This window comes from Nocardia sp. NPDC058499, from assembly GCF_042719915.1.
Taxonomy (GTDB): Bacteria; Actinomycetota; Actinomycetes; order Mycobacteriales; family Mycobacteriaceae; genus Nocardia.
On sequence record NZ_JBHXMZ010000002.1, the window covers coordinates 455,106 to 481,182 of the forward strand.

Consider the following 26,077-nt stretch of genomic DNA (forward strand, 5'->3'; position numbering starts at 1 on the left):
TGTCCCGCCCCGTCCCCAGGAGGACTCGTGCCCGAATTCGAATCGGTCGACTATTTCACCGACGAATCCCTGATTCCCGACCCCTACCCCTATTTCGACCACCTACGCGGCAAATCACCGATTCTCACCGATGGACCGGCGGGCGTGGTCACGGTCACCGGATACGCGGAAGCCGTCGCCGCGTACCGGGACGCGGCGTTCTCCTCCTGTAATGCCGTGGTGGGCCCGTTCGCACCGCTGCCGTTCACCGCGGAAGGCGATGACATCACCGAACTGCTCGAACTGCACCGTGACGCCATTCCGATGGCCGAGCACGTGGTGACCATGGACGCCGACCGGCATCAACGGACCAGGGGCCTGCTGAGCAAATTGCTGACACCGAAACGGCTGAGCGAGAACGAAGAGTTCATGTGGAAGCTCGCCGACGAGCAACTCGACACCTTCGCCGCTACCGGCCGGGTCGAATTCTTGTCCGGCTACGCGAAACCGTTCTCCACCCTGGTGATTGCGGACCTACTCGGTGTACCTGCCACCGATCACACCGAGTTCCGGGCCGTACTGGGCGGGCAGATCGTGGGAAGTCTCGGCGGCGAACTCGCCCACAACCCGCTGGAATGGCTCGATGACAAGTTCCGCGGTTATATCTCCTCGCGGCGGGAGAGCCCGCGTGCCGATGTGCTGACCGCACTGGCACGGGCGACCTATCCCGACGGCTCCGTCCCCACGATCGAGGAGGTCGTGAAACTCGCGACATTCCTCTTCGCGGCCGGTCAGGACACCACCACCAAGCTGCTGAGCGCGGCCGTGCGGAATGTGGCCGAGAACCCCGGAATCCAGGACCGGATCCGCAACGACCGGCAGTTGGTGCCCGGCTTCCTGGAGGAAACCCTGCGGCTGGAGAGCCCGGTGAAGAGCCACTTCCGGATGGCACGGACCAGCACCGAAATCGGCGGATGCCCGATCGCGGCAGGCGCGACGGTGATGCTGTTACCAGGCGCGAGCAATCGTGACCCGCGTAAATTCCCCGACCCCGACCGGTTCGAGGTGGACCGCCGCAATGCGCGCGAGCACATTGCGTTCGGCCGGGGCGCCCATTCGTGCCCCGGGGCGCCACTCGCGCGGGCGGAAGCGCGTATTTCGATCAACCGGATACTCGATCGGTTCACCGATCTGCGTATCGACGAGTCCCGGCACGGCGAACCGGGCGCACGGACCTACCGATACGAACCGACGTTCGTCATGCGCGGCCTGTCGGAATTGCATGTGGAATTCGATACCGGGAAATGACAGCGGCTACCGGGCGCGTGCCCGTCGGTCACATCGACCGGCACGCGCCCACGACGTGCCGGCCCACCTGTTCGAGATAGCGATCCCCACCGCCGAGGAACGTACTCCAGCCGAGCAGGCGCCGCAGGTAGAGGTGTGCATCGTGCGCGTCGGTGTACCCGAGCCCGCCGAGCACCTGGATCGCGTTGTCTCCCACGGTGGCGAGGTTGCGCGAATACGCCTTGGCATGCAGCGCAGCCCGGGTCCGCTGCTCGTCGTCGGGATGATCGGCCGCCCACAGTGCGTGCACGGCGCCGCCGTAGGCCAGTTCGACTGTTTCGTACATATCGACACACAGGTGCTGTACCGCTTGGAAGGACCCGATCGGCCGGCCGAACTGATGGCGAACTTTCGCATATGCGATGACCAGGTCCGTGACCGCACGTGCGGCGCCGACCGCGTCGGCGGCATACGCCGCGAACACGTCGTCACGCACTGCCACCAGTTCGGCCATGCCGCCGGTCGCCAGTTCGGTGGCAGGAGTGTCATCGAGGGTTATATCGAATACTCGCCGGGTGAGATCCACCGTCGAACGCCTGACGATGCCGACGGTCGGATCGGCCGTCGGCACCGAGAAGAGCCCGATACCGTCCGGGCTGTCCGCGAAGACCAGTAGAATTTGTGCGGCCGCGGCGTCCGGAACAGCGTGCAACCGGCCGTTCAGGACAGTGTTCCCGGAGAGCCACGACACCTGCGGCCGCCGGGATCCGGGATCGAGCGGACCGACCGTGGCAATTGTCGAACCAGCGGCGAATGCCGTCGACAGGGCATCCGCGGAGCCGGCTCCGAACCGGTACAGCGCACGTGGCGCCGCGACCGCCGCCGACAACCAGGGACCCGAGTACAGAGCGGCGCCCAGCTCCTCGAGTACCACCAGCGCATCGACCAGCGCGGCCCCGCTCCCGCCGTGTTCCTCGGGCACGAGCAGACCGGTGACGCCGAGCGTCGCAAGGCCCTGCCATACCGAACCGGTGGTCCCGCGCGCATCACTCAGCAACGCACGCGTATGTCCGGATACACCGGCGCTACGTTCCAGGAATGCCCGGACCGAGGACCGCAGGGCGAAATGGTGCTCGTCGAGTTCGAGATTCATGAGCGTGGCAGTCCTAGCATTCGACCGGCAGTGACGTTCTTGTTGATCTGTGTAGTTCCCCCGGCGATCGTCAAGGACCGGGCGGCGAGGCGGTGCCGGGCCCATCGCCCGTTACCGCCTCCGTCGCCCAGCAGGTCGTAGGCCGTATCCGCGAGCTCCTGCCCGACCTCCCCCCATACCGTTTTCGCGAGACTGGCGGTACGTAATTCATCGCCCCCGTGCGCTGCCGCGGAAACCGCGCGGCGACACAGTATTTCTAGGTAGGTGATGCGAACGGAGAGTTTTCCCAGTCTGCCGAGGACAACCGGGTCGTCCAGGGCTCGCCGGCCGTTTTCCTCGACCGCAGCCAGATCGGCGATCAACTCTTCGAGCAGTATCTGCTGTTCGACGTAGAGGCGCGCCGCACCGGCCCGCTCATGACTCAAGGTGGTGGTGGCCACCTGCCATCCCCCGTCGAGCGGGCCCAGTATCGCGGCGGCGGGGACCCGTGCTTCATCGAAGAAGATCTCCGCGAAATCCGCGTCGCCGTTCAGCGTCACCAGCGGCTTTGTCTCGATACCCGGTGAGGACATATCGACGAGAAAACAAGTGATGCCGCAATGTTTCGGGGCTTGCGGGTCCGTGCGGGCGTAGAGCTGGCACCAGTCCGCTCGATGCCCCAGCGAGGTCCAGATTTTCTGTCCACTGATGATGTAGTCGTCGCCGGCCCGCACCGCCTTCGTCCGCAACGAGGCCAGATCCGATCCCGCGTCGGGTTCGGACATACCCTGGCACCAGATATCGTCGGCCCGGATCATCCGGCGCAGCAGACCAGATTTCTGCTCTTCCGTGCCGTAGTGCAGGATCGCGGGGGCGATATTGTTCAATCCTATGATGTTGAGCGGCAGTGGTACTCGCGTCCGAGTGGTCTCTTCCACATAGACCAGCTGTTCGAGGACGCCCGCCCCGCGCCCGCCGTATTCGGCGGGTAACGCCATCGCGGCCCAACCGGCATCGGCCATCGTCGCGTCCCAGGTTCGCAACGTTTCGAAGGCCGCATCGTCGGTGCCGCGCCGGGCACTGCTCTCGATCACTTTGCCGGAGAGATTGGCTGCGAGCCAGGTCCGTAGTTCCGTCCGGAAACGCTCGGTCTCGGGTGGGTACGAGAAGTCCATGGTTCTCCATCCGGCGAACATTGACTCGGACAAATCGGAACAATATCGTGGAACAGATATTTGGTCAACGCGTTCCGTGACGCCGGGCGCAAACCGGCCGAAGGAGGGCACGATGATCGCCGAGCAGAGCGCCGAGCCGGAATCGGGTGGTCTCGCCACGCTGGCCTCGGCGATCGCGGGCCGTACGGTCCGCATCGCCTACGTGCCGGCGGGAGAACCGACTTGGACGGACGGGAATTGCATATACCTCGATCCGAGCCGGACACCGACCTACCAGCGGCAGTCGCTGGCATTGCACGCCTCGCTGATCTCCGGCGGTAGCCTCGCACCGGCGATCCTGCGCACACTCGGCCGCAAGGCCTCTCTCGCCGCCCGATATCTCACCGTGGAAGGCCATCGGGCGCTGCTGGCCAACGCAGACACACTCCCCCACTACGCCCGGACAATGATCGACCGCGAGATCGCCGCCCTCGCCGACAGCGCCGACGCCGCCCTCATGATCGCCCGAAGCAGAATGCCGCTACCGGATGCGCCGGCATATTTCGGCGTCGTACGCGCCCGGACCGTGCTGCTCACCCACGCCGCGGAACCGCAGGCGAGTGCAGCCGGCGCATATCGCCCGCGATCAGATCGACAGGGGGAGTCCGAACTGTCGGACGACGACGAGGCGACCGACGACGACCTCCCCGATGTGTTCACCAATCCCATAGGGGGCGGCGGCGCGATCGGCAGACTGTTCCGCGCGATGCTCGATGCGGTACGGAAACCCGGCGGAAACGGTCCGCCCGGTGCCGACTCGGCCGGATACCGCGGCCGGCCCGGTACGCGCGGGGCCGGCGCGGTCACCTCCGGCTCGGCGGTCGGCGCCGACTCCCCCGGTCTCAGCGACAACAGTCCGGGCGCCTGCCTCTACCCGGAATGGGATGCGCACCGGAGCCGGTACCGACCGCACTGGTGCACCGTGCTCGAAACCCCGCCGGACGCCGATCCGCAACCATGGCTGCCCCACCCCGACAGGCACGGTCTGCAACGACCGCTGGCGCGGCTCGGTTCGGCTCCCGGAACCGCCCGGCGCCGGCCCCAAGGCGACGATCTCGATCTCGACGCGGTCGTCGAAGCGAGGACACGGATCCTGTCCGGGTCCGCACCGGACGAGGCCGTATACCTCGACACCCTGCGCCACCGGCGCGATCTGTCCGTACTGGTCCTGCTCGATATCTCAGGGTCGGTTGCGCAAGCCGGTGGCAATGGTGTGCCGATCCACGATCAGCAGCGGACCGCCGCCGCGTCCCTGGTCTCGGCGCTGCACGGACTCGGCGACCGGGTAGCGCTGTACGCGTTCCGCTCCCAAGGGCGTTCCGCAGTACACATCCTCCCCGTCAAACGTTTCGACGAACTGCTGGCGACGCCGGTCCTGCAACGCCTGCACAGTCTGCGGCCCGGCGCGTATTCACGCCTCGGCGCGGCGATCCGGCACGGCACCGCGGTGCTGCGGGCCGACGGCGGCACGGCCCGGCGACTACTGCTCGTATTGTCGGACGGACTCGCCTACGACCACGGGTACGACCGGGCCTACGGTGCGGCCGACGCTCACCGCGCCCTCGCCGAAACCCGGCGGGACGGCATAGGTTGCCTATGCCTGACCATCGGAGCCGACACGGGCGATGCCGACCTGGCCAGAGTCTTCGGCAGCGCCGCGTACGTCACCGTCCCCGGCCCCGAGCACCTGCCCGCAATTGTCGGCCCGCTCTTCCGTTCGGCGCTGCATATGCCGGGAACACGTATAGGCCGCCCGGCCCGGCACCGCGACCGCCCGGCGCCCACGGCCGCGTGACTACTACTGGCAGGGGCAGGCTGACGGCGGAGGATCTGGCCATACTCGATCCCATGAACGACACAACGCAGGGCAAGTCGCTGCTCGGGGAGTTCCTGTCCACGCGCCGCGCACAGCTGAAACCGGAACATGTGGGGTTGCCGGATTACGGTGACCGCCGCCGGGTTCCGGGGCTGCGGCGTGAAGAACTGGCACAGCTGGCCGGCGTGAGCACGGCCTACTACATCCGGCTGGAACAGGGGTTGTCACTCAATGCTTCTCCGCAGGTCCTCGACGCGCTGGCCACAGCGCTACGGTTGGACGATGCGGAGCGGCGCCACCTGCACTCCCTGTCCGGTGAGGCCCGGCCGCGACGGCGCCGGCTGCCCGGCGAGCGGGTCACCGCGGCAGTGCGCCAGTTGATGGATGCCTTCGGCGACTCGCCCGTGGTAGTCGTCGGCCGCCGCTCGGATGTCCTGGCGTGGAACCGTTGTGGGCATGCGTTGTTCGCCGGTCATCTGGCCCCGGACAGCCCCGATCGAGCAGCCGCCCGGCCCAATACGGCACGGATGGTGTTCCTGGACGCCCATACGCGGGAGCTGTACGTGGACTGGCCCCGAAAGGCGCGAGATGTGGTAGGCAAACTGCGGCAGGCGGTCGGCGTATACCCGGACGATCCTCAGCTCGCCGCTCTCATCGGTGAATTGACCGTGCACAGCGTCGAATTCGCCACCTTGTGGGCCGAGCACCGGGTACGGGCCTGGGATACGGCCGAGTATCGGATGCGGCATCCCCTGATCGGTGAGCTGGACGTACTGCAACATACGCTTGCGGTACCCCGCGAGCAGGGGATGAAGCTGGTAGTGACCACGGCCGCGCCGGGCTCCGCCGGTCAGGCGGCCCTGCAGTTGCTCGGTCAGGCCCTGGTCCCCGCCGTGGACAAACCACCCATCGCCCGCTCCGCAGCAGGCGGCGTGCCACCGCGGCTCGTCTGAATCACTCACGGGCCGAACCGAAACCGCCGCCCACACCGAAAATCTATCCGAACAATCACTCATAGCCGCCCGGCCCGAGGCCGATTGGGGCTCCATCACGCGCGCCTTTATCCGTCCGCCGCGGAACATGCCTCCGGCAACGACCCGCCCGGCCGCCCGCTGAGACGCGATACCAGCGAGCTTCTTTCCGGCAAACACCGCACAGCACAACCGGCACCATCTGTTTCGAGGAGCAAGAACCATGACGAACACGAAGTTGAAGACCGCCATCGCCGGCACGGCACTCATCGCTTTCGCAGCCACCGCGACGATGGCGACCGCACAGGGCTCTCCGCTGAGCCCCGGCCAGCCCCGGCTCGAACAGAACCAGCCCCAGCCACCCGGGGCGATCGAGGCCGACGGCCCGAATGTGTTCCCACACTCGGCGGACTTCGATATCCAGTCGAAAACGTTCTATGCCGGTTCGCTGAAGAGCGGCGCGGTATCTACGGTGGGGCCGGACGGAAAGGTGAGTCCCTTCATCCAGGATCCCGCCATCGTGTCGGCCCAGGCCGTCAACGTCGACCGGGAACGCAACCGCGTTCTGGTCAGTAATACCGACTACGGCCTCGCCGACCGCTCCAACAAAGAGGACCCCTTCCGCATCGCCGGTGTCGGTAGCTACGACCTGGCCACCGGACGTCAGCACTGGTGCGTCGATCTGGCCGCGATCCTCCAGGACGGTCGCAAGCACCTGATCTCGGACGTGACAGTGGCACCCGACGGCACCGCCTACGCCGTCGACGAACTGACCCCGACGATATTCCGCATCGACCAGCAAGGCAGCGCCTCGGTCTTCCTGCAGAACGACCTGCTGCGCGGAAAGCTAGATATCCCCGACTTCCTCGATGGTGTGGGAATGGCCGCGGTGGAATGGGTCGACGGTGACCAGTTGATCATCGCCATGGCCGAAGGTTCCTTGATCCGCGTGCCGGTCCAACATCCCGAGCAGGCGCAGCCGGTGCAGCTCTCCGCGCCGCTGGTGTCCCCCACTGCCGGCATGCGACTGCTGCCCGACGGCTCGATCTCCGCGGTCAGTAGTGGTCTGCTGTCCGGCGAACCAGCCCAGATCCAGCGGGTGCAGCCGAGCGACGGCTGGCAGAACGCCACCGTGAAGGTCACCGACACTGTGGCCGATCCCGTCACCAGCGACGTGACCGAAGGACCCGGCGGGACGACCTACGCACTCAGCGGCGGGCTCGCCGCCTTCCTCGGCGGCAAACCCAACGACGGATTCACACTCACCCCGGTCGAAACCGACTGACCCGAGACTTCCCGCGGGACGCCTGTCGGGTCCTCCCCGCTGCCGGCATTGTGCGGTAGCTCCGCTTGCAGGCGGGCTACCGCGCTTTTGCTTGTCCGAGGCCGGCGTCGCGCCGATCTGTAGCCGAACGAGTACGGCTCCCGGCGGCTGCCGGTCAGTCCCGAAGCAGTGTGCGCAACCCCCCAGGCGGTTGCGCACAGCTTGGCGCCGGAAGGGGTACCCGGCCCGCCCACCGGTGCCGCAGGCGTGGACGGTCAGAAGATTCGCAGGTTCCCGATGTAGACCTTCCCGCCCACCGAAACCGGCGTGTACTCGCTGGTGATCTCCCATACCTGATCCGTAGCGTTCCACACCTCCAGTGAGTGGCCCGCACCGGAAGTTTCGGTGGCGACCGCGATGTTCTCGCCGTCGGTACCGAGTGGGGTGCCTTGCGGTACATAACCGGGAATCACGTATTCGCCGGTGTAGGCGTCTATCACCCGGCCGGAATCCGAAGTGGCGATCAATGTGCCGATACCGCGCAACATCAGCTCGGCACTGTCGTCGGCACCGTAGGATTCGTTCTCCCACAGCACTGTCCCTGTCCGCGGCGCAATTCCCGCGTAGGTCGTCTTGTCCCCGTCCGTTTTCACGACGGTCGGTACCGATGTCTCGGCCGCGGTCGTCTCGAACGCGGTCGGCGGATGCCGGCTCGGAAGCCACCCGCCGGCGATTTCGGCGGTCTCGGTGCCGTTGCGGTCGTAGATTTCGGGCGCGGATCCGCGCTCGGCGACGACGAATCCGTCGACGAAGACATTCCAGTGATCGTTACGGATCTCCTCGACCGAATCGCGTCGGAACACTTCTATTCCGTCTTCGAGCCGGATCACCCGGAATTCCCATTTCGAAAGCGGTTGGGCCGGGGCCGGCGCGGATTTGATCACCGCCAACCGGGCCGCGCCGAAAATATCGATCCAGTGATGGGTTTCGGGCGAGGGCCGGGAATCGGGCCAGCTGAGCGCCGGAAGTTCTCCGCCGTCGGCACCGATCGACCGCAGCGCCGGGGGCCAGCCGTCATCGGTGCTGTCCACGAACACGAAACGCTCGCCAGCGGCGGTCAGGTTGAAAACATGTTCTCTCGAGCTGATCGTGGTGATGATCCGGCCGGCGGCGAGATCGATGATCACGACCGCATCGTCCGGTACCGACGCACCCTGCAGGCCGCAGGCGGCACTCGAACGGCTGCGGTTGACCACGCAGCGGTCCAGGTTCCGCACCGCCGTGTCCACCGGGATCGGCGCGGTGCCATGCCGGAGCCGGCCGGTGTTCGCATCGACGATATCGAGGTAATCGATGGTGCTTCCCTCGGCCGTGCGGACTTCGCGGTTGACCAGAACGATCTCGGAGTCGCCGCCGAGCACTTGCGTGTCCAGGGTCTCGGAGCCCGGCGGGCCGGGCGTTACCTGCAACGTCCACACCGGGCTGTCCGGCCGCGAATCCAGTGCCGGGAGCATCGCCGTCACGGGACGGCGAGGGATTTGCGCGGCTTCCTCTGCGCCGGCGTTCTGCCGAAGTGCCCACGTCCCGAGGACACCGGCACCGACCAGTACCGCCACAGCAGCCAGCGCTCCGATGAGCAGGACGCTTCGCCGGCGAGTCGGACGTTGTTCCGTGCTCACCGGCAACGGCGGGTTTCGGTACTGCGGTTCGCCGCCGGCCGCGGACGGGTTGACGGCTGTGTCCGCGTAGTGGCCGGTCGCCGCGGTCGGAGATTGCGGCGGCCGCAACGCGAGGGTATGGGCCAGGGCGGCGGCAAAATCCCTGCTGCTCGGAAAGCGTTGTTCCGGGGTCTTGGCCATGGCCCGCGCCAGCACCGGATCGACGTACGGCGAGAGATCGGGCCGCCGCTGCCGCACACTCGGTACCGGCTGCTGCGCATGAGCCATGATCACCGCGACCGGATTGGTTCCGGTGAACGGCTGTACCCCGGTGAGCAGGTGAAACGCGGTGGCGGCCAATGCATACTGATCCGATTGCGGACCGACCGGCAGCCCCTGCATCTGCTCCGGCGACGCGTACGCGACGGTACCGACGGTCAGGCCGGTGCCGGTGAGATCCGAGGCCTCCGGCCCCATCCGGGCAATCCCGAAATCGGTCAGCAGGTAGTGCCCCGTTCCCGCGAGCAGGATATTGGCGGGTTTCACATCCCGGTGAACCAGCCCGCGCGCACCCGCGTAATCGAGCGCATCCGCCACCTCCGCGACTGCCCGTACAACATCGGCAACAGCCATCCCCTCCGGCGCGGCCCGCAGCAACGCCGACGCGTCGACACCGTCGATCAGCTGCAACGCGATCCACAATCGCCCGTCGAATTCCCCACGATCGTGAACGCTGACGACCCCGGGGTGCGATAACGAGGCGGCAAGGTCGGCCTCCCGCTCGAAACGACGCCGGTACGAATCGTCATACGTGAGCGGCGCGGCAAGCACTTTCACCGCATCCGACCTGGGCAGCCGCGGATGCCGGGCCGCATACACCTCCCCCATACCACCGGCGCCGAGCAGACGTTCGATGATGTAACCGGCGAACACCGATCCGGGCGCCAATGCAGCCAACGTCCGATACCTCCCATACACGCCGGTCCGATGATCACACCGCATGCCGAGCCCACAGGCAAACTCGCGGGGCGCAGGTCCGGCGGCCGTCGCGGCGGTACCGCCGGAATTGATCGAGCCGCCCGGTCACCGAGGTACGGCCGGGCCGCCTTCAGATGCGCAATCCCCCCGGCAGCAGCACATTCGAACCCGCGAGAGGAAGTATGGCAGGCGCCGGCGGCTCGAACCAGCCGACCGAGGGTGGCGCCATAGGGCGGCGCCACCCGGTACCGGCGCGGAACCTAGATCTTCTGCCAGAGTGCGGGTGTGGCCGCAGGCGTCCAGCCCGGATCGTCGGCTATGTGCGTCTGCAGGCACCTGTAGTCGGCGCCCTGATAGGTCACCACATCGCCGACCTCGTAGTCGGCGCCCTGCTCCCAAGCCCGATCCGCCGGAGCCGGCGGCGCGGAAGTTGTGGTTGTCGGCAGCGTCGACGTGGCCGGCGGTGCAGTCGGACTGGGCTGGGTGGATGTGGGCGTCGTGGTCGGGGCGGGGGTCGTGGTAGCCGGTGTCGTCGTCGCTGCCCCGTCGCCGCCGATATTCAGGTCGACACAGGAATAGAAGGCGTTGGCGGTATCGCCGATATTCCACACGCCGACGAGTTTCTGCGGCCCTGTGAATCCACTCAGGTCGACAGTGTGCGTAACGGACTTACCCGGTAATTCGTTCTTGCCGTCGACCTCGGCGACCAGCGTGTCCCCGATGAAATATTGCCATCCTTCGGTGCGGTGCTCGGCCGTGTTGGTCCAGGTGAAATCGACCGTGCTGCCGACCTCTTCGGCCTTCCAGCCCAAACTGTCGTCGTCGAGCTCGGGATACTTGTCCGCACCGCAGCTCTTCAGGCCTTTCGGGCCTTCCACACTTTGCGGTTCATAGCTGATCTCACCGCAGGACACCAGCCCCTGGGCGCATTGAGCCTGCCGGCTGAGTGGCGAGGAAATATAGCCGTGCGCGCTTGCCGAAGCGGCCGGTAGCACCGCGATCAGGATCGGCGCGATTCCGGCGGCCGCGCCGACGAGGGACATGATTCTTCTGCTCACTGATTCTCCTGTGCGGAATTGTGGAGGTAGCGCGGCCGGCTCACGCGTTCCTACGGTCGATACTCGGCAGAGCATCGATGATGTCGAGCTGATTTGGAGTATTTGTTTACTCTAAAACCAGCCGAGACCGACCGTATGGCTCGGCAACCGAGGGGTCAACCGAGCGGCGGGCGGTCGTCGCAGAGAGGCCGGTGTCCACATCGCTCAAACTGCGAACAATGCCGGGCGATAGCGGCATGCAAATCGGCAGACCTCGTCGAATGTCGTATAAGGGACAACGCTGGGTGCGGTGCCGTATCGGGGCGGTGCTATCCGCGTAATACAGAAGTATAGAAGCGGATTCCGCGTTCGAGATCGTCGATGCCGAGCCGCTCGTCGGTGGAATGCAGGAGACCGCGCGCCTCGGCGTTCATCTCGAACGGGTAGAAGCGGTAGACGTGGTCACTGATTTGCGCGAGGTGGCGGGCGTCGCTGCCGCCGACGACGAGATAAGGCGCGGTGATCGATCCGGGAAAGGTTTCGGCGACGGCCTTTTCGACTCGGGCGAACGCAGGCCCGGCCGCGGGCGATACGGGGGTCGGTTCGGAGGAATTGAGAATTTCGAGCCGGACCTCGGGATCGTCGATGGCCCTGCGGATCCGCTCGACGGTTCCGGCGACCGTTTCGCCGGTCAGGATGCGGATATTGACGACCGCACGCGCGGATTCGGCCATGACATTGCTGCCCTTGCTGCCTTCGAGCACGGTGGGCACCGCGGTCGTGCGGATCATCGCGTTCAGCAGTGGCCCGGAACGGCGCATAAGGGTCGTGATCAGCCATTGCAGACTACCGGCGCGGGAAAGAACCGCACCGAGCGGACCACCCACGTGCGCACCGATGGTCGTCAGCATATCCACGATCGGCGGGGTGATAGTGGCCGGAAAACCGCCGTCGCCGATCTGCACCAGAGCACGCGCGATACGGGTGGTGGCCGGATGTTTCCCCGGCATCGAGGCGTGGCCGCCCGGATCGGCCGCGGTCAACTGCAGGTCGAGCATGCCCTTCTCAGCGGTACCGATCACGGCGACCTTCTCCCGGATCGGGAAGATATCGCCGGCCACCCCGCCGCCCTCGTCGACGACCAGGCCGGGCACGATCTTTTCCTGCCGGAAATAGTCGACAACAGCCGGGACGCCGTCACCCGCGACTTCCTCGTTGTGACCGAACAACAGATAGACATCACGGTCGGGCGTGAAACCCTGTGCCAGCAGATTTTCGACGGCCTCGAGAATGCACACCAGCGGGCCTTTGTCATCGATGGCGCCCCGGCCCCAGATCTCACCGTCGGCGACGGTCCCCGAGAACGGCGGATGGGTCCAGCCGTCGGGATCCCCCGGCGAAACGACATCTTGATGAGCCATGAGCACGATCGGATCGTCGGCGGATCCGGTCGCCCAGCGGTAGAGCAGGGTGTGGCCGGCGAATATCTGCTTCTGCAATTTGGCGGCTACCAGGGGATACAGCTCGTCCAGGGCATCGCGAAAGGTGGCGAACCGGGTCCAATCGGTATCGTTCCCGTCCGGCGTGCTCACCGTGGGAATCTGCAGCAAGGTGGCGAATCGCCGCACTGCGAGATCGATATCGATGGCGACGTCCGGCATACCGGTTCCTCCCGCGAGAAGATGCATGGTCGGCGTGTGGAGCCCGGTTCACAGCCTAGCGCCCGCCCGGCGTGATACCGGGCTACCTCACCGCAACTACCATCGGGTTGCCACTGTGAACACGGAGCCACCACAGACACGGGACGGCACGATCGACTACAACGTCTGGTGCCCGGTCGCGTCAGCCAACGCGCTCGAGGCCTGGCTGGCGCGCCGTCGCGGTGACGCCGCGGCGCGGGTTGTGGCCGGCCGGCGATCCGGGTCTGGCGGACAGCCCGGACTAGCGGCCGCATAGCCCGCGCCGAGCAGACGCGGCGCCGGGTTCGGCGACGCGGACCGACACGTACCCCCATGCGTGTCAACCGGAGTCACCCCCGCGCAGTTCCACTCCGTCTTGACCTCGAGTCCACTCGAGGTAAGACGATTGCTGTATGAATACATGGATCTGCGACGGATGTGGACTGGAACATCCCGATTCGACCGAACCTCCGCCCGCCGACGGCTGTGTGTTCGATCGAGGCGAGATCGGCATCGAAGAACGTGGCGACCTGGGAACGCACGGGCAAGGCTGGACCACCCATTCGGAGCTGGCGGCACAGCCACACGAGACGCAGCACCGAGACCACGGGCGCGGCGTGCACAGCCTGCACAGGGTACCGAGATTCGCCATCGGACATCGGTCGTTCCTGGTGCAAACTGCGCACGGTAACCTGCTGTGGGACCCGCCGGCCTACCTCGACGACCAGGTCGTCGGCATGGTCCGCGAACTCGGTGGGGTTGCCGCGATCGCGACGAGCCACCCACACATGTTCGCTGCCCAGATCAGTTGGAGCCACGCTTTCGGCCACGTCAGCGTGCTGGTCAACGAGGACGATCAGGAGTGGATACCGAGGACGGACCCCGTCATCCGCTACTGGAAAGGCCAGGTCGAGCCGCTGCCCGGTATCGAGCTCATCCAGCTCGGCGGGCATATGCGGGGCAGTTCGGTCGCGCGCACGAGCGACGGAACCCTGCTCGTCGGGGACACGCTCACCGGGGTTCCGACACACCCCGCCTGGGTATCGTTCACCCGCAACTATCCCAAACTCGTCCCGCTGTCTCCCACGGTGGTGCGCCGCATCGTCGACCGGCTCGACGCCTACGAATACGACCGGATCTACACACTCGGCGGCGATACCATCGAGCAGGACGCACGGCAGGTTGTACACCGCTCGGCGAACAGCCATATCCGCTGGGCCAGTGGTGAATTCGACCACTTGACCTGACCACCAACTGCTGGTTCGCGGCAATGAGGAATCTCGTCGGCAGGCTCGGATCCTCCGGTACTGGCGGTCGGTGGAGTACTTCAGCCCGCCATCCGGGATCGACCGTCCCGGGTACGGCAAGGACACGGTGAAAGCCTCTGCAGGGCAACAGCTACCGTGGGCGCTATCTGGACTTGGCTTCCGAGGAGACCGCAGCAAACCTTCAACGGCTGGATGTACGAAAAGATCCGGTCCGGGTGCTCCGAGACCTGCACCCGGCCGTCACACCGGATGGGCGTTGGCCGGGGCGGCCCGATCAGCCGCTGGTGTCGAGCCAGCAGTTCGCCGTCAACAACATCATGCACAAGCTCTCCGCACCGCATGCTCGCGGCCTGTACGCGGTCAACGGCCCACCGGGAACCGGTAAGACGACCCTGCTCCGGGACCTGATCGCGGCGATCGTCGTCCAGCGTGCGGAGGTACTCGCCGGGCTACCGGGTCCTCGCGCAGCCTTCCGAACAGGCTCGGAAGCGATGAAATGGCCGGATCCGGAGAATCCTCAGTCGTTCCCGGACGCCGATTACCTCTCCGGTGCTGCGACCCTGCTCTCCGGCGAGCCGTGCTGGGCTGCGGTCGCCGCCCGCCTGGGCAAGCGACCCAACCGCTCGGATTTCGTCGCGCTCTTCTGGTGGTGAGTGTGAGATGTGTGTGATCTGTGCGCACCTCGGAGCAACCTGGCTGGTATGACGATTGTGAACACCCACCAGGCCGAGGCATGGAACGACTACGAGGGTCGGCACTGGGCCCGGAACCAGGATCGCTACGATCGGATGCTCGCCGCGAGCAATGTCCTGCTGTTCGAGGCGGCCGGCATCGAGCGGGGCCACCAGGTGCTCGATATCGGTTGTGGCACCGGTCAGACGACCAGGATCGCCGCCCGCAAGGCGGCGGGCGGGCACGCGTTCGGCGTCGATCTGTCCGGGCCGATGCTGGACCGCGCCCGCAGCACAGCCGGCGATGAGGGTATTGCCAACGTGACCTTCCAGCAGGGGGACGCGCAGGTGTTCGAGTTCCCACAGGCGCGGTTCGATGCGGCCATCAGCCGCGGCGGGATCATGTACTTCGCTGATCCGGTGGCGGCGTTCGCGAATATCGGCTCGGCATTGCGGCCTGGTGGCCGGTTGACGTTCTGGTGTGGCCGGGAAGCCGACGAGGACCAGTTCGGCACGGTGTGGGCGGCGATGGGTAAGCATATCGCCCTGCCGGATCCGGCCGAGGACACCGCGCCGGGACCGGCCACGTTCACCACCGAGGAGCACATCCGCAAGGTACTGACCCAGGCGGGTTTCCACGATGTCGCGCTACGCCCGGGCGACGCCGAGGCCGTGTACGGCAGGGACGCGACCGAGGCCGCCGAGTTCATCTTCGGCTGGGGTCCGGTGCGGTTCTGGCTGCGCGATGCCGACGAGGCGGCCGTCGGCCGCGCCCGCGAGGCCGTAACGACGGCGCTGCGGGCCCTGGAGAAAGACGGTGCGGTCACCGCCGTCACGGCCGCCTGGTTGGTGTCGGCGACGTGGCCCGGCAGGTTATGAGCAGGCTTTCGTCGAGGAGAGCAAGGGCTGCGGGGCGGTCGAGCGCGCGTCCACGGTCGTAGGCGGCCAGATAGGTGCGCTCGCCGAGCGTGGTCTGTAGTCGGTCGGTGAGCGGCACCACATCGGGATGGAACCGATCGGCGGTTCCACGCAGCGACTCGGCCGCGCCCAGCACCTCGGCGGCGTCCTGGGCGGTGGTCCCGCGCTCACGCAGCCGGGCCACCGCGACTGCGACCGTCGCGACCAGTGGCATGTCCAGCGTTTCCGACGCCGCGGACAGGCTCGCCGCGAGGTGCCGGAGCGCCGTGGCCGGCGCATCCCGGTCCAGGGCGAGGTGGCCGAGGGCGCATCCGAGCATGGCGCGGTGGACGGGACCGTCGTCGGTTCGGCCGGCGGCGCGATAGTGCCGTTCCGCCGCGTCGAGGTCGCCTGCCTGCCGCGCCAGGTCACCGAGCGAGATCCCGATATAGGACCGGTACCGGGTCGCCGAACCTGATTCGGCCAGCTCGTCGAACTGTGCGCGGGCTTGCGCGACAGCGCCTTTCCGGTGGTAGGCCTGCGCCAGCCACACCCGCTCCAGTACGGCGCCGTCGCCGGAAGCGATCTCCCGCTGCAGCCGGATCGATTCGTGTAGCGCGTCGATGGCACAGTCGAAGCCACCGTTCGTCAGCTCCGTATAGGCAAGGAACGACAGCGACAGGGCCAGGCCCCAGCGCTCACCGCAGCCGCGGAACAGCTCGGCCGCGGTGGACAGGTCCGCGCGCATCTGGCCGGCCGCGTCGTGGTTGGCCTCCAGCAATGCGCGCAGCAGGTACAGCATCGCCCGGGGCCAGCCGTCGGTGGTCCGCAGCAGCCGGTCGACCACGTCCTGCCCGGCGACGAGGTCGTCGACGGCCAGTGTCAGGGCCGGCTCCAACAACACGCCGACCGAATCGTCCGGGTCGGGTTCGGGCAAGCGGGCCGAGATCTCGGCCGGTGAAAGCTCACTGCGTGAGATGCCGCCGGACAGCACGGTATTGAGCAGGTACCAGACGGTCGCGGCGGAATGTGCCGGCGATGCAGCCTGCGCCGGCAGGTCCAGCACGAATCGCAGGTGCGCCGCGGCCTCGGCATGCTCGCCCCGGATCGTCCACAGTTGACCCATATGGGCGGCGAGCCGGACTGCTGTGTCCTGCTCTCCGGCGTCGCGGGCGAACCGCAACGCATCGAGCAGGTTGGTGTGTTCCGCGGTGAGCCTGCGCAGCCACGGCACCTGTCCACCGCCGCGCAGGTGCGGTCCTGCCGAGTCGAGCAGCCGCAGGAGGTGCTGGGTGAGAGCGACCCTCGCGGTGGCGGTCTCGCCGGCCTCGGCCAGGCGTGCCAGGCAGTACTCCCGGATCGTCTCGAGCATTCGGTAGCGTTGCTCGGATCCGTGCACCGGCCGCACGAACGACTTGTCGACCAGTGCCCCCAGCAGCTCGACCCCGGCACTGCCGCATATCGCCTCGACGGCGTCGAGGGTGAATCCGCCGCTGAGAGTGGCCGACCACCGCGCACACCGGCGTTCCTCGTTCGACAGCGACTCCCAGCTGGCGTCCACCGCGGCACGCAGCGTGCGGTGCCGTGGCAAGGCCGCGCGACTGCCGCCGGTCAGCACTCGGAACCGGTCGTCGAGCCGCGCGACCAACTGCGCGGGCGACAGCGACCGCATCCGGGCCGCGGCCAGCTCGATCGCCAGCGGTAACCCGTCGAGCCGGCGGCAGACCTCGACGACGGCGCGGACGTTGTCCTCGGTGACCGCGAAGTCCCGCCGCCCCGAACGCGACCGGTCGACGAACAGCCGCACGGACGGGGCCGTCATCGCCTCGGCAGGCGAGGCGCCGGCGGCCGGCAGGGCCAGCGGCGGCACGTCGATCAGCATCTCGCCCAGCACGCCGAGCGGCTCCCGAGCGGTGGCCAGCACACGCAGGCCGGGGCAACGCCCCAGTAGCTCGGCCACACAGCCCGCCACCCACTCCACCAGGTGCTCGCAATTGTCCAGCACCAGCAGGGTTTCGGTGGCCGAGAACGCCTCGACCAGCCGGTCCACCACATCCCGGGGTACGGCAGCGAGATCCGGCAGCGGTGAGTCGTGCAAACCGAGCGCGCCGATGACCGCCGACGGCAGGTCCGCCGGATCGGTGACCTGCGCCAACTCCACCAGCCACGCGCCGCCGGGCACCTCGTCGGCCAGTTCGGCAGCGACGCCGGTGGCGAGGCGGGTCTTGCCGGAGCCGCCCGGGCCGACGAGCGTCACCAGCCGGCCGGCGGCGAGCTCGTTCCGAATCTGCGCCACCTCGCGGGACCGGCCGATCAGGCTGGTCATCCCGGCCCGGAGATTTCCCCGGCGGCGTATCGGGGGCCGGCCACGCAGGACCGCCAGGTGCGCCGCCGCCAGCTCGGGACCGGGCTCGGCGCCCAACTCCTCGACCAAAGACCGGCGAACCTCCGCATAACGGCTCAGCGCCTCGGCCGACCGACCACCCGCATGCAGGGTCCGGACGAGCAGCATCCACAGTCGCTCCCGCAAGGGGTACTGCGAGATCAGCTCCTCCAACTCGGCCACGGTCTCGTCGGGCACCAGCCCGATCACCAACTGGGCCGTCACCCTGTCTTCGATCGCCGTTACCCGCAGCTCGGCCAGCCGAACCACGGCTGCGGTCACGTACGGCGCCGCACCGGCGTCGGCCAGCGCCTCGCCCCGCCACAGCCCGAGCCCCTCGCTCAGCAGCCGGACCGCCAACGCCGGCTCGCCCCGGGCGAGTGCACGTCGGCCGTCGTGGGCCAGACATTCGAAATGCCGGACGTCCACCGCTTCGGTCGGCGCACTCCAGCAGTAGCCGGTGCCTTCCGACCTCAGGACCGACGGGTTCGGCAGCGCACCCCGGAGCCGGGTCATCAACGAGTGCAAGGCGTGCTTCGAGTCGGTTACGCCGCCGTCCGGCCACACCGCGTCCACGAGACTGCCCGTCGGCACCACCCGGCCCGCGTCCACCGCGAGCCGGCACACCAGCGCACGCAACCGCCCGCCACCGAGCCGAACAAGCGTGCCACCCACCACGATCTCGAGCGGTCCGAGCACGCCCACCCACGTAACCGGGGCCGTCATGACAGGCCGCATTCGCAGCGGGCCTTCGGCACGAACGCCTCGACGAACATCATGCGCGGACCCTCCTCGACGTCGAAAGCACCACCACCCCTGTGGGCAGCTGAGCACATGGGCAGCTGAGCACAGTTTAGGAGTACAACGTACGCTGTCGCATCGCCGATGCCACACGTGGCGACCAGGTCCGAACGCCGCGCCTCGGGAGCCAACCGAACGGATGACCGGTCGGGTCCGGGTTCCGTAGCATCTGGAGAGGTGGGTGAGTGAATATCGTGAACGGTAACTATATGAAAGCTGACGCCCGACGGAAGTGTATAGAACCTTAGGTCGAGCCCATATTCCAGCGAATTGCAGGCATATCACCCCCGAGTTGGATCCGCAGATATGCAGGAACGACAACATCTGATCCTGCAGATAATCTTGCCGCTATTAACTATTCCGATTGAATAGTTAATAGCGGATAATGATATTTTCCGGCGCGTCGAATTCTATGGTTTCGACCACGGACAGATTCGAACAGGCTATATTTTAAAAACCCATTTCAGAGGGTCCGACATCCGGTCGCACCGTTGCTCAACATTTCCTGGAGATAGCCATGAGATCGACCTCATCCCTGCTTCGCGCCGGCATTCTTGCTCCGGTGGCCATCGCTACCGTCTTTTGTTCGACCGCACCGGCGAACGCCGCCCCCGTCAGCGTGAACTGGAGCTGCCAGGGCACGATCCTCGGTATCGGCCAAACGTCGACCATGACCACATCGGTTACCGGCACCGCGCCGAGCTCGGCGGCATCGGGTTCCGCGGTGGCGATCACCGTCACACCGGGTGTCTCGTCGGTTCCCGGTTCGGCTTCCGGTTTCACCGTGAACAACATCAGCAACCTGAAGATGACCATTCCGACTCCGGCGAATTCGACATTGGTCTCGGCTGACGTCTCCGGGGGCACCGTGGACGGCACCGTCTCCACCTCGGGTGGGAATGTCGTTCTGACCGTACCGGGTCCGATCGACGGCGGTACCAGCTTCACCCCGCCGGCGGTGACCATCAACGTCACCGCCGGCGCTGCCGGAACTCCGATCACCAGCAAGTACGCGGGCACCAGCTACACCGATCCCGGCATGACCATGACGACCAACGTCGCCTTGGTCGGCAATGTCGCGACCTCGTGCTTCCCGGACCCGTCCCCGACCCTCACCACCACAACTGTCAGCTGAGCCTGCGGACAGGCACCACGGCGTAATGACCGGCGCCTGCGCCGGCGGCCGGTGGTGAACATGCCTGGACCGGGCTGTGCCCCGGCAGCCCGGTCCAGGCCTCCCGGCCGGACCGGGTGCGCCCCGTTCCCGCTGGTGATCGCGCTTCGAATTCGGTGTAGTGGCAACCACTTCGGCCGAAATGCGAGAAGCACAACACGGCATCGGCCGCTGTGTCGTACAGTGCATATCCCACACAGCCACGGTCGCTTCGACGGCCGGAGCAGTGCCCGATTTCGTGATGGTCGTCAGCCCGGTTCGGGCTGCCGGCCAATCGATTGACAGGAGCCCACATGTCCGGTTCGCACCCCCAGCGGCGATCCCTACCGCACTCAGCGAAAACAATGGCATTCACCAGTGATCACCCGGCTCCCCACGATCCCCGATTCGCTACCGCCCCCTGTGGCATTCATCGATTCCACCGATCCCCCTGACTCCCCGGGCAGAATAGGGCGCTGAAGTACCGGCGCGTCGTGCTCGGTGAATTCCGCTGAGCGGTCCCGTGTTTCAAGTGATCAAAGGGAAGTCCTATGTGCCTGAGAACCACCGAGCCCGCCCGGATCTCGGTCGAGCTCAAGAGGGCCCTGGAGTTCTATCACGGAACCGTCGAGGATCTGATCCGCGAATTGATCAGAGTATTGGGCGTGAACGAGACCGATCGGCGCGCACTGGAGATCGTCCTGCTCGAGGACAAGAAGGCCACGACGCCGGGAATACTGGCCGAACGGCTCGGCCTCACCGCGGCCGGCGTCACGATCATGCTCAATCGGCTGGAGAAGCAGGGCTACATCGCCCGATCACTGCACCCGACCGATCGTCGTCGCGTGATTGTGATGGCCACCGAACTCGCGGCCCATCGCATACAGGAACTCGTCGTGCCCATGATCGTGGAGAGCTACAAGATGTTGCTGAGCTCGTACGATTCCGCCGAGCTCGACATAATCGCCGACTTTCTCACCCGCGCGGGTGAACTGCAACGAATCCACCGGGAACGGCTGCGGGACGTGGACCCCTACTCGAAACCCTGAAATACTTTACGAAGCCTTACATAAGTTCGAGCGATAATCCGAGGCGCTCCGAAATTCAGCGCTCGTACTTTCCTGTGAAATTCTTTATCCGCGTCTCGATCGCGGCCGCCTTCAGCACGGTGCTGGTCACGGCGACGAGCTGAGATCGACCAGCAAGAGGCAAGAGGCCGGCCCGGCGCCTGCCGGCCGGCACCGGAGTGGGACGTGGTGTTACGCCCGGGGTCGTTCGTGTAAACGATCTCGTGGATTCGCCGGATGGGCTGGATTCTGCAGCCGCATTCAGTGTATACAGTGGATATGTCGCCTACGTCACATGACTTCGAAGCCGAGGGCGAGGATCTGACGTCCCGCCTGCGGATGTCGATCGTCGAGGGCATCTACCCTCCAGGTCACCGCCTGGTGCAGGAAGAACTGGCAGACCGCTTCGGGGTGTCCCGTATCCCGCTGCGCGAGGCCATTCGCACCCTGGCCGGGGAAGGGCTGCTCCGGTCGCTCCCCGGCCGCGGCACTTTCGTCACCGCACTCGATATCGAGGAGATCGACGAGATCTACGATCTGCGCCGGCTGATCGAGCCGAGCTTCGCGGAGCACGTCACCGAACGGGTATCGCGCCGGGATATTTCCCGTTTCGCGGCGATGGCCGAGCAGATGGACAAGGTGGCCGAGACCGGGGCCGACTCGTGGTCCCGTACCAACCTGGCGTTCCACCTGGATATGTACCGACTGTCGCGGCTGCCGTTGCGGTACGAGACCATCGCCCAGATGTATCACCGCCTCGAGCCGTACTCCCGGTTCTATGTGCACCGGACCTGCGCGTACGACCGGGTGCAGCACGAGCACAAGGCCATGGTGCAGGCGCTTGTGGACGGCGACGCCGAGACATTGGCCACGCAGATCCTCGCCCATATCGAGGGCGGCCAGACCGGCCTGCACCGGGCCTGGGAGAACTCGCGCGACGAGATGCGTTCCTACTGGGCGGAGCGCGCCTGATGACCGTGCTGTCGATCAACACCGATGTCGGTGAGGGCTTCGGTGTCTGGGGCGTCGCGGACGAGTCGGCCTTGTTGGCGGAGGTCACGGCCGCGAATATCGCCTGCGGGTTCCACGCGGGCGATCCGGATATCCTGCGCCGCACCTGCGATACCGCCGCCGAGCTGGGTGTCTCCATCGGGGCCCAGGTGTCCTACCGAGACCTGGCCGGCTTCGGACGCAGGTTCATCGATGTACCGCCGACCACCCTCGTGAACGATATCGTCTACCAGATCGGCGCCCTCCAGGCGTTCGCGCGGATTTCCGGCACGGAAGTCACCTACGTCAAAGCGCACGGTGCGCTCTACAACGCCGCGGCCCGCCACGAGGGACACGCGTGGGCGATCGTCGAGGCGGTCGGACTGGTCGACCGGGCATTACCGGTGCTGTGCCAATACCGGACCCGAGTGTGGGAACTCGCGATATCCGCCGGATTACTGTCGCACGCAGAGATATTCGTGGATCGCGGGTACACCGATGAGGGTCTGCTCGTCGCGCGGAGCCACCCCGATGCCCTGCTCGCCGAGCCGGGCCTGGCCGCGGCGCGGGCCTGGGAGATCGTCAGCACCGCAAGCGTGGTCTCGGTCGGCGGCGTCCGGACGACGGTGCTACCTGAACAGCCCCCGGCGGTGGCGCTCTGCGTGCACAGCGACACTCCCGGCGCCGTGGAGATCGCCCGCGAAACCCGGAAGGTGCTCGAACGCAATGGTTCCACGCCGGCCCCGATCGGACCGGCGCGATGACCGGCCCGGCATTGCTGCGTGCCGGCGACCGGGGCTGGATGGTGGATCTGGAGCCGGAGCTCGTCGCCTCCGTGGTGCGGTCCGCGCGCGTTCAGGACTGGTCGTCCCTGGTACAGGACATCATCCCGGCCTCACGCTCGATCCTGTTCTGCGCGAACGATTCCACAGATATGGACCACGTGGCGACCCGAATCCGGCATCTGCTCGACTCCGCCGGCTCCATCCGCTCGAGCATTTGACTTCCTCCCGGCCGTGAACGACCGGGATTCCTCCCGAACCTCGCGGTCCTCAGGTTCCTGCTTCACCGAGGCGAGCCGTCCGCTACGCGGCCGGACTTACCGCCTCTCCACAAGCGTTTCGACTCTCCGCAAGCCCTGCGGCGAGAACATTCCGAGCAGCATTCAGATCCCGATCGTGCACAACACCACAGGTGCACGTCCACTCCCGCACATGCAACGGCTTGGACTCCCCGACCACCCCACACACCGAACACAATCGAGTCGAAGGAAACCAGCGATCCACCCTGCCGAACCTACGGCCGAACCGGGCGGCTTTCTCCTCCAACATCCGGGTGAACATCGCCCACCCCGCATCGTGCACCGACTTCGCCAGCCGCGTCCGCGCCAGCCCTCGCACGCACAAGTCCTCCACGAATATCGCTTGGTTCTCGCGAACAATCCTCGTGGAATGCTTATGCGACCAGTCCCGTCGCGTATCAGCCACCCGGGCGTGCGCCTTCGCGACCCTGACCCGGGCCTTCACCCGATTCTGCGAACCTTTCTCCTTACGAGAAAGGCACTGTTGTGCCTTCTTCAACCGGCGTTCGGCCTGCCGCAGAAACCTGGGGCTGTCGATTTTGTGTCCGTTCGACAGGACCGCGAACGTCGTAAGCCCCAGATCGATACCCACCTCGGACTCGACCTCCGGCAACGGATGGTCGCCGACCGTGACCACGAACGACGCGAAGTACCGGCCCGCCGAATCCTTGACGATCGTGACCGACGACGGCTCCGATGGCAACTCCCGTGACCAGGCAACTTTCAGTTCGCCGATCTTGGCGACGTACAGTTTCCGGTTCGCTCGCACGGTGAATCCGTTGCGGGTGAGCCGGATCGCTTGGCGATGGTCTTTCCGGGAACGGAACCGCGGTTTGCCGAGTTTCGGGCCTTTACGTTTCCCAGACAGGGAGTCGAACCAGTTCCGATAGGCGGCGCGGGCGTCCTGGCAGGCTTGCACCAGCACCACCGACGACACCCCGGCCAGCCATGCCCGTTCGGGGGTGCGTTTGGCTTCGGTGACCACCCGCCGCTGCAGTTCGGTATCGGATAGTTTCAACCCGGCTGCGTGCGCAGCTTCGCGAGCGTGGAGGTTGTCGTTGTACACCACCCGCGCACACCCGAACGCTTGCGCCAGCGCAATGCGCTGAACGGGCGTCGGGTAGACGCGGAAGTTGTACCGAAGCTGCACCCGCGCACGGTAACAACGACCACCGACAGAAACCCTCGAGCCCTAATCGCGAAGCGGTTGATGCGCTATGCGATCGGTACCGGTCTCAACGCTCCGTCCGACTATCCCGCGCTGGCCTGCGCGCATCTGAGATCGGTCACCGGCCTCGACCTGGTGACCGCAGCAGATCTCGTCGAATCGACACAGGACACCGGTGTTTTCATCCAGATCTCGGGCATCGTCAAACGGACCGCGGTCAAACTGTCGAAGGTCTGCAACGATCTGCGGCTGCTCTCCTCCGGCCCCCGCTCGGGATTCGGCGAGATCCGCCTGCCCGCGGTACAAGCCGGATCGTCGATCATGCCGGGCAAGGTCAACCCGGTCATCCCGGAAGTGGTGAACCAGGTGGCCTACGAGATCGTGGGCAACGATATCGCGATCACGATGGCCGGGGAGGCGGGACAGCTCCAGCTCAATGCCTTCGAACCCGTGATCGCGCACAAGCTCCTGGAATCGATCACGCATCTCACCGCAGCGGCCGATACCCTCACGGTTCGCTGTGTCCGGGGGATCACCGCGGATATCGACCATATGCGGTCGACCGTCGAGCGCTCGATCGGACTGGTCACCGCCCTGAATCCGCATATCGGATACGAGGCCGCAACCGCCCTCGCGGCACGCGCGCTCACCTCGGATTCGACGATCCCCGAGCTCGCCGTCGGCGCGGGCCTGCTCACCCCGGACGAGATCGGCCGTATCCTCGCACCGGACAGTCTGGTCCACCGCAAGAGCCGATCCGGCGAGACGAAAGGTCGCCTATGAGCCGAACCGTCCTCGTCACGGGCACGTCGCGGGGAATCGGGCGAGCGGTCTGCCGAGCGTTCGCCGCCCGCGGAGACAGCGTCGTGGTCCACTACGCGAATCGCAGGGACGACGCGATGGCCACACTGGAGTCACTCGAGGGCAGCGGCCACTTGCTCGTGCACGGTTCGCTGACCGATCCCGAAACCGTACGAAGCGTGGTCGACCGGGCCGCCGGACTCCACAACGGGCTCGACGTCGTCGTCAACAATGCGGCAGTGATGACACCGCATCCCCCGGCGACGGTGTCCTACTCCGAATGGCAACGCGCCTGGACCGATACCCTGAACGTCAACCTCGTCGCCGCGTCGAATGTCTGCTACTGCGCCGCCCAGGCCATGATGGCGGCAGGCCGGGGCGGGCATATCGTGAACGTAGGTTCGCGAGGCGCTTTCCGCGGTGAACCGGACCACCCTGCCTACGGTGCCAGTAAAGCGGCTCTGCTGGCGATGAGTCAGTCGCTGGCCGTCGCGCTGGCACCCCACGGCATCGTGGTCGGCGCTGTAGCCCCCGGATTCGTGGAGACCGAACGGGTGGCGGAACGATTGCACGGTCCCGAAGGTCCCGGCATCCGCGCGCAGAGCCCCTTCGGAAGGGTCGCTCAGCCGGAGGAAATCGCGTCCGCGGTCGTCTATCTGGCATCGCCCGAAGCCACCTGGGCCGCCGGAGCCATCCTCGATATGAACGGAGCATCACATCTCCGGCTCTGAGGGCCCCGGGCGGCGTAGCCCGCGCGAGGCGGGTGCGCGCTCGTATGTCGG

General features: G+C 66.5%; 21 protein-coding genes and 1 pseudogene. 14 read left to right on the forward strand and 8 right to left on the reverse strand.

The features are described 5' to 3' along the window. Window positions 1-27 precede the first annotated feature (27 nt). The gene (locus ACFWPH_RS07285; protein ID WP_378748721.1) at window positions 28-1,287 is read left to right on the forward strand and encodes a cytochrome P450; all 1,260 of its coding nucleotides are present in this window, start codon (window positions 28-30) and stop codon (window positions 1,285-1,287) included. Window positions 1,288-1,315: 28 nt separating this feature from the next. On the opposite strand, the gene ACFWPH_RS07290 is transcribed toward ACFWPH_RS07285, so the two are convergent. After that, complete coding sequence (locus tag ACFWPH_RS07290; protein ID WP_378748722.1) at window positions 1,316-2,419, reverse strand: acyl-CoA dehydrogenase family protein; 1,104 nt, start codon at window positions 2,417-2,419, stop codon at window positions 1,316-1,318. Further along, a complete protein-coding gene (locus tag ACFWPH_RS07295) occupies window positions 2,416-3,573 on the reverse strand; it encodes an acyl-CoA dehydrogenase family protein (RefSeq protein ID WP_378748723.1) in 1,158 nt (385 codons plus the stop codon). The genes ACFWPH_RS07290 and ACFWPH_RS07295 overlap by 4 nt, the downstream gene beginning before the upstream one ends. A 112-nt stretch (window positions 3,574-3,685) precedes the next feature. Between ACFWPH_RS07295 and ACFWPH_RS07300 the strand changes: the two genes are divergently transcribed. The 3 genes from ACFWPH_RS07300 to ACFWPH_RS07310 all read left to right on the forward strand — a co-directional run bounded on the left by ACFWPH_RS07300 (window position 3,686) and on the right by ACFWPH_RS07310 (window position 7,684). Next, a complete protein-coding gene (locus tag ACFWPH_RS07300) occupies window positions 3,686-5,407 on the forward strand; it encodes a nitric oxide reductase activation protein NorD (RefSeq protein WP_378748724.1) in 1,722 nt (573 codons plus the stop codon). A 53-nt stretch (window positions 5,408-5,460) separates the two neighbouring features. After that, entirely contained in the window at window positions 5,461-6,381 is a 921-nt protein-coding gene (locus tag ACFWPH_RS07305) for a helix-turn-helix domain-containing protein (RefSeq protein WP_378748725.1), read from the forward strand. Between the two features lie 241 nt (window positions 6,382-6,622). Further along, complete coding sequence (locus ACFWPH_RS07310; protein ID WP_378748726.1) at window positions 6,623-7,684, forward strand: hypothetical protein; 1,062 nt, start codon at window positions 6,623-6,625, stop codon at window positions 7,682-7,684. A 254-nt stretch (window positions 7,685-7,938) separates the two neighbouring features. Here the strand turns inward: ACFWPH_RS07310 and ACFWPH_RS07315 are convergent, their stop codons facing one another. The 3 genes from ACFWPH_RS07315 to ACFWPH_RS07325 form a co-directional block, all read right to left on the reverse strand. Next, window positions 7,939-10,278, reverse strand: a complete 2,340-nt coding sequence (locus tag ACFWPH_RS07315) for a protein kinase (RefSeq protein WP_378748727.1) — start codon at window positions 10,276-10,278, stop codon at window positions 7,939-7,941. 281 nt (window positions 10,279-10,559) lie between these two features. Beyond that, a complete protein-coding gene (locus ACFWPH_RS07320) occupies window positions 10,560-11,357 on the reverse strand; it encodes a lytic polysaccharide monooxygenase (protein ID WP_378748728.1) in 798 nt (265 codons plus the stop codon). Between the two features lie 308 nt (window positions 11,358-11,665). Beyond that, the gene (locus ACFWPH_RS07325; RefSeq protein ID WP_378748729.1) at window positions 11,666-12,997 is read right to left on the reverse strand and encodes a M20/M25/M40 family metallo-hydrolase; all 1,332 of its coding nucleotides are present in this window, start codon (window positions 12,995-12,997) and stop codon (window positions 11,666-11,668) included. A 431-nt stretch (window positions 12,998-13,428) separates the two neighbouring features. On the opposite strand from ACFWPH_RS07325, the gene ACFWPH_RS07330 reads away from it, so the two are divergent. The 3 genes from ACFWPH_RS07330 (at window position 13,429) to ACFWPH_RS07340 (ending at window position 15,833) form a co-directional block, all read left to right on the forward strand. Further along, the gene (locus ACFWPH_RS07330; RefSeq protein WP_378748730.1) at window positions 13,429-14,262 is read left to right on the forward strand and encodes a hydrolase; all 834 of its coding nucleotides are present in this window, start codon (window positions 13,429-13,431) and stop codon (window positions 14,260-14,262) included. A gap of 305 nt (window positions 14,263-14,567) precedes the next feature. Then, entirely contained in the window at window positions 14,568-14,936 is a 369-nt protein-coding gene (locus tag ACFWPH_RS07335) for a hypothetical protein (RefSeq protein ID WP_378748731.1), read from the forward strand. Window positions 14,937-14,984: 48 nt separating this feature from the next. Next, window positions 14,985-15,833 (forward strand): class I SAM-dependent methyltransferase, encoded by an 849-nt coding sequence (locus tag ACFWPH_RS07340; protein WP_378748732.1) that lies wholly within the window; start codon window positions 14,985-14,987, stop codon window positions 15,831-15,833. Here ACFWPH_RS07340 and ACFWPH_RS07345 read toward each other — a convergent pair. Both ACFWPH_RS07345 and ACFWPH_RS07350 read right to left on the reverse strand, forming a co-directional pair. Further along, window positions 15,787-18,960, reverse strand: a complete 3,174-nt coding sequence (locus ACFWPH_RS07345; protein ID WP_378748733.1) for a BTAD domain-containing putative transcriptional regulator — start codon at window positions 18,958-18,960, stop codon at window positions 15,787-15,789. The two genes, ACFWPH_RS07340 and ACFWPH_RS07345, sit on opposite strands and share 47 nt — an antisense overlap. A gap of 570 nt (window positions 18,961-19,530) precedes the next feature. Further along, window positions 19,531-19,776 carry a hypothetical protein gene (locus tag ACFWPH_RS07350; protein ID WP_378748734.1) on the reverse strand — a complete coding sequence of 82 codons (246 nt, stop codon included), beginning with the start codon at window positions 19,774-19,776 and terminating at the stop codon, window positions 19,531-19,533. Between ACFWPH_RS07350 and ACFWPH_RS07355 the strand changes: the two genes are divergently transcribed. From ACFWPH_RS07355 to ACFWPH_RS07375, 5 genes are all read left to right on the forward strand, one after another. After that, complete coding sequence (locus ACFWPH_RS07355) at window positions 19,760-20,170, forward strand: hypothetical protein (protein ID WP_378748735.1); 411 nt, start codon at window positions 19,760-19,762, stop codon at window positions 20,168-20,170. The two genes, ACFWPH_RS07350 and ACFWPH_RS07355, sit on opposite strands and share 17 nt — an antisense overlap. Window positions 20,171-20,739: 569 nt before the next feature. Beyond that, window positions 20,740-21,237: a MarR family winged helix-turn-helix transcriptional regulator gene (locus ACFWPH_RS07360; protein ID WP_378748736.1), complete on the forward strand. Its 498-nt coding sequence runs from the start codon at window positions 20,740-20,742 to the stop codon at window positions 21,235-21,237. A gap of 297 nt (window positions 21,238-21,534) precedes the next feature. Next, window positions 21,535-22,227 carry a GntR family transcriptional regulator gene (locus ACFWPH_RS07365; RefSeq protein ID WP_378748737.1) on the forward strand — a complete coding sequence of 231 codons (693 nt, stop codon included), beginning with the start codon at window positions 21,535-21,537 and terminating at the stop codon, window positions 22,225-22,227. Next, entirely contained in the window at window positions 22,227-23,009 is a 783-nt protein-coding gene (locus tag ACFWPH_RS07370) for a LamB/YcsF family protein (protein ID WP_378748738.1), read from the forward strand. The genes ACFWPH_RS07365 and ACFWPH_RS07370 overlap by 1 nt, the downstream gene beginning before the upstream one ends. Next, the gene (locus tag ACFWPH_RS07375; RefSeq protein WP_378748739.1) at window positions 23,006-23,248 is read left to right on the forward strand and encodes a hypothetical protein; all 243 of its coding nucleotides are present in this window, start codon (window positions 23,006-23,008) and stop codon (window positions 23,246-23,248) included. The genes ACFWPH_RS07370 and ACFWPH_RS07375 overlap by 4 nt, the downstream gene beginning before the upstream one ends. Before the next feature lie 82 nt (window positions 23,249-23,330). Here the strand turns inward: ACFWPH_RS07375 and ACFWPH_RS07380 are convergent, their stop codons facing one another. After that, window positions 23,331-24,476: an RNA-guided endonuclease InsQ/TnpB family protein gene (locus ACFWPH_RS07380; protein ID WP_378748740.1), complete on the reverse strand. Its 1,146-nt coding sequence runs from the start codon at window positions 24,474-24,476 to the stop codon at window positions 23,331-23,333. 69 nt (window positions 24,477-24,545) lie between these two features. Here ACFWPH_RS07380 and ACFWPH_RS07385 point away from each other — a divergent pair. Together ACFWPH_RS07385 and ACFWPH_RS07390 are read left to right on the forward strand one after the other, a co-directional pair. Continuing rightward, window positions 24,546-25,277: pseudogene (locus ACFWPH_RS07385) on the forward strand (lyase family protein); the annotation flags it as partial. Next, window positions 25,274-26,026, forward strand: a complete 753-nt coding sequence (locus ACFWPH_RS07390) for an SDR family NAD(P)-dependent oxidoreductase (protein WP_378748741.1) — start codon at window positions 25,274-25,276, stop codon at window positions 26,024-26,026. The pseudogene ACFWPH_RS07385 and the gene ACFWPH_RS07390, both read left to right, overlap by 4 nt. Window positions 26,027-26,077: the final 51 nt, after the last annotated feature.